This window comes from Candidatus Erwinia dacicola, assembly GCF_001756855.1.
GTDB classification, from domain to species: domain Bacteria; phylum Pseudomonadota; class Gammaproteobacteria; order Enterobacterales; family Enterobacteriaceae; genus Erwinia; species Erwinia dacicola.
On the sequence record NZ_MAYS01000040.1, the window covers coordinates 1 to 2,986 of the forward strand.

General features: G+C 55.9%; 3 protein-coding genes and 1 pseudogene. 3 read left to right on the forward strand and 1 reads right to left on the reverse strand.

Features of this window, described 5'->3' with window-relative positions; all coding sequences use genetic code 11:
• On the forward strand, positions 1–452 hold a 452-nt coding region (locus tag BBW68_RS00940; protein ID WP_186821236.1), incomplete at its 5' end, for a transposase.
• On the opposite strand, the gene BBW68_RS00945 is transcribed toward BBW68_RS00940, so the two are convergent.
• On the reverse strand, positions 442–729 hold the full coding sequence (locus BBW68_RS00945; protein WP_083264715.1) for a DinI-like family protein: 288 nt from the start codon (positions 727–729) through the stop codon (positions 442–444). The genes BBW68_RS00940 and BBW68_RS00945 overlap by 11 nt on opposite strands.
• A 175-nt stretch (positions 730–904) precedes the next feature.
• Between BBW68_RS00945 and prfC the strand changes: the two genes are divergently transcribed.
• Positions 905–2,494, forward strand: a complete 1,590-nt coding sequence (gene prfC / locus BBW68_RS00950; RefSeq protein WP_070133624.1) for a peptide chain release factor 3 — start codon at positions 905–907, stop codon at positions 2,492–2,494.
• Positions 2,495–2,569: 75 nt separating this feature from the next.
• Positions 2,570–2,986, forward strand: a pseudogene (locus tag BBW68_RS00955) (IS91 family transposase); the annotation flags it as partial.

The following is a 2,986-nucleotide window of genomic DNA, read 5'->3' on the forward strand; positions in this document are numbered from 1 at the left end:
TGCGTAACGTGCTGGGGCGAGTCAGCAGAGCCAGCCAGTCGGTTGTCCGTGCCGCGTTGCAACAGGTGTTCGTGCAGACGGAGGAACAAAACGCCCATGCCACCTGGCGCGAGGTCGCGGCCCAGCTGGAAAAGAACTTCCCGGCAGTCACAGAGATGATGGACGAAGCGGAGGCGGAGGGGCTGGCGTACTTCGGGTTCCCGGGAGCGCACCGGGTGAAAATCCACTCCACGAACACGCTGGAGCGCCTGAATAAAGAGGTGAAGCGGCGTTCCCACGTGGTGGGTATCTTCCCCAACGAAGAGAGCATAACCCGGCTTCTGGGTGCGGTGCTGACGGAGCAGAACGAAGAATGGCTGTTGCAGAACCGCTACCTGCCGCAGCACAGCATGGCGGAGATAGAGCAGACCGCTGAAAACGATGTGATCGAGGCGCTGCCACTCAGCGCTTAACAGACATATTACCGGACCGGAAGGCTGGATCTGAATTTACACCACCTTGACGGACTCGACCGGACTCTTCAAACATTTCCTCCAACATGCGGTTCAGCTTTTCCCGATCACTTTTGCTGGCGTCGCTATTTAAAACGTTCGCCTGCATCGGCTTAACCCTAACTTCGGCATCGGGAAAAAGTCCTCGTACGCGTCTGGTTAGTTCGTTCAGAACGATATCTTTTGCGCTAGGCAGTCCCGCTACGTTTCTCTTGTCATAAACGAGTTCAACGAACATAAAAGCCCCTTACACTGGTTGGATATACAGTCAATATTTAACTAGTTATTCATACCGTATCAAGTTGTGCCCGTCTTGCGTAAGGTTCTGCTATGCTCAGGCAGCGGCAAAATGTACAATCACGGGCATAAAATTTTCTTTGTACATGCGTTTGTACATAATGGAATTGAAGAACATGACAATAAGCCACTATCTCGCAGAGGTAGCCAAACGAAGAACGTTTGCCATTATCTCGCACCCGGATGCCGGTAAAACCACCATCACTGAAAAAGTGCTGCTGTTCGGACAGGCGATCCAGACCGCCGGTACGGTAAAAGGCCGTGGCTCCAACCAGCATGCCAAGTCCGACTGGATGGAGATGGAAAAACAGCGTGGTATCTCTATCACTACCTCGGTGATGCAGTTCCCCTATCGCGATAGCCTAGTCAACCTGCTAGACACCCCGGGGCACGAAGACTTCTCCGAAGATACTTACCGTACTCTGACAGCGGTTGACTGCTGTATGATGGTGATCGACGCAGCGAAAGGCGTTGAAGATCGTACCCGTAAGCTGATGGAAGTGACCCGTCTGCGCGACACGCCGATCCTGACCTTTATGAACAAACTCGACCGTGACATCCGCGATCCAATGGAAGCGATGGATGAAGTTGAGAGCGAGCTGAAAATCGCCTGTGCGCCAATCACTTGGCCAATAGGCTGCGGCAAGCTGTTTAAGGGCGTGTACCACCAGTATAAAAATGAAACCTACCTGTACCAGACCGGTAAGGGCCACACCATTCAGGAAATACGCGTGATTAAAGGGCTGGATAACCCGGATTTGGACGCCACCATCGGTGAAAATTTCGCAGGGCAGCTGCGCGACGAGCTGGAGCTGGTGCAGGGCGCATCACACGAGTTTGACCGCGAGCTGTTCCTAGTAGGCCAGCTGACCCCGGTATTCTTCGGGACTGCACTGGGCAACTTCGGCGTTGACCATATGCTCGATGGGCTGGTGGAGTGGGCACCATCACCGATGCCGCGCGATACTGATCTGCGCACCGTCACCGCTGCCGATGAGAAATTTACCGGCTTCGTGTTTAAGATTCAGGCTAACATGGATCCGAAACACCGCGACCGCGTGGCGTTTATGCGCGTGGTGTCCGGGAAATATGAAAAAGGCATGAAGCTGCGCCAGGTGCGCACCGGTAAAGATGTCACTGTCGCTGCCGCGCTGACCTTTATGGCCGGTGACCGTTCGCACTTGGAAGAAGCCTATCCTGGCGATATTATCGGCCTGCACAACCACGGTACTATCCAGATCGGCGACACCTTTACCCAGGGCGAAAATATGAAGTTCACCGGTATTCCGAACTTCGCCCCGGAGCTGTTCCGCCGCATTCGCCTGCGCGACCCGCTGAAGCAGAAACAGCTGTTGAAAGGGCTGGTGCAGCTGTCGGAAGAGGGCGCGGTACAGGTATTCCGCCCGGTACACAACAACGATCTGATCGTGGGCGCGCTGGGTGTTCTGCAGTTCGACGTGGTGGTTGCGCGCCTGAAAAGCGAATACAACGTGGAAGCGATCTACGAAGCGATCAACGTCTCTACCGCCCGCTGGGTAGAGTGCGACAACGCGAAGATGTTTGATGAGTTCCAGCGTAAGAATGAAGTTAACCTAGCGCTCGACGGCGGCGATAACCTGACCTATATCGCACCAACCATGGTGAACCTCAACATTACCCAGGAGCGTTATCCTGACGTAGTGTTCCGCAAAACCCGCGAGCATTAATCTTCCTAGGGCCGACCAGAGAAGTGGTCGGCCCCTACTGTATGAACTGGACCCCGATAGTTGGACTCTACCCACGCGCGCAAGCTGGGCATCGAGGTCGGCATCTTCTGCGCCCTGCACACCTATGGCCGCCAGCTCAATCAGCACCCGCACATCCACGTCTCCGTCACCCGTGGTGGTCTGGACGTTATGCACGGCGTTTGGCGCCGCCTCTTCTTTAAAAAGAAGGCTGTGGAGGAAATCTGGCGGAGCGCGGTCATCCGCCTGCTGCGCGGTCTGGGTCACATCCGCGATGAGCGCCAGTGGCGGCGTTATCTGCAGGCGCAGTATGGCCGGTACTGGAAGGTACACTTTGCGAAGAAGACCCGGGGAGCCTGGCACAGCGTGAAATACCTCGGCCGCTACCTGAAGCGGCCGCCGGTGTCGGCCTCCCGCCTGCGGCACTATGGCGGTGGCACGGTGGTCCACCACTACCTCGATCACCGCACGGGG

Coding starts and splice junctions, on each gene's coding strand:
- BBW68_RS00945 (WP_083264715.1), bottom strand. CDS start 729: ATGTTCGTTGAACTCGTTTATGACAAGAGAAACGTAGCGGGACTGCCT.
- prfC (WP_070133624.1), top strand. CDS start 905: ATGACAATAAGCCACTATCTCGCAGAGGTAGCCAAACGAAGAACGTTT.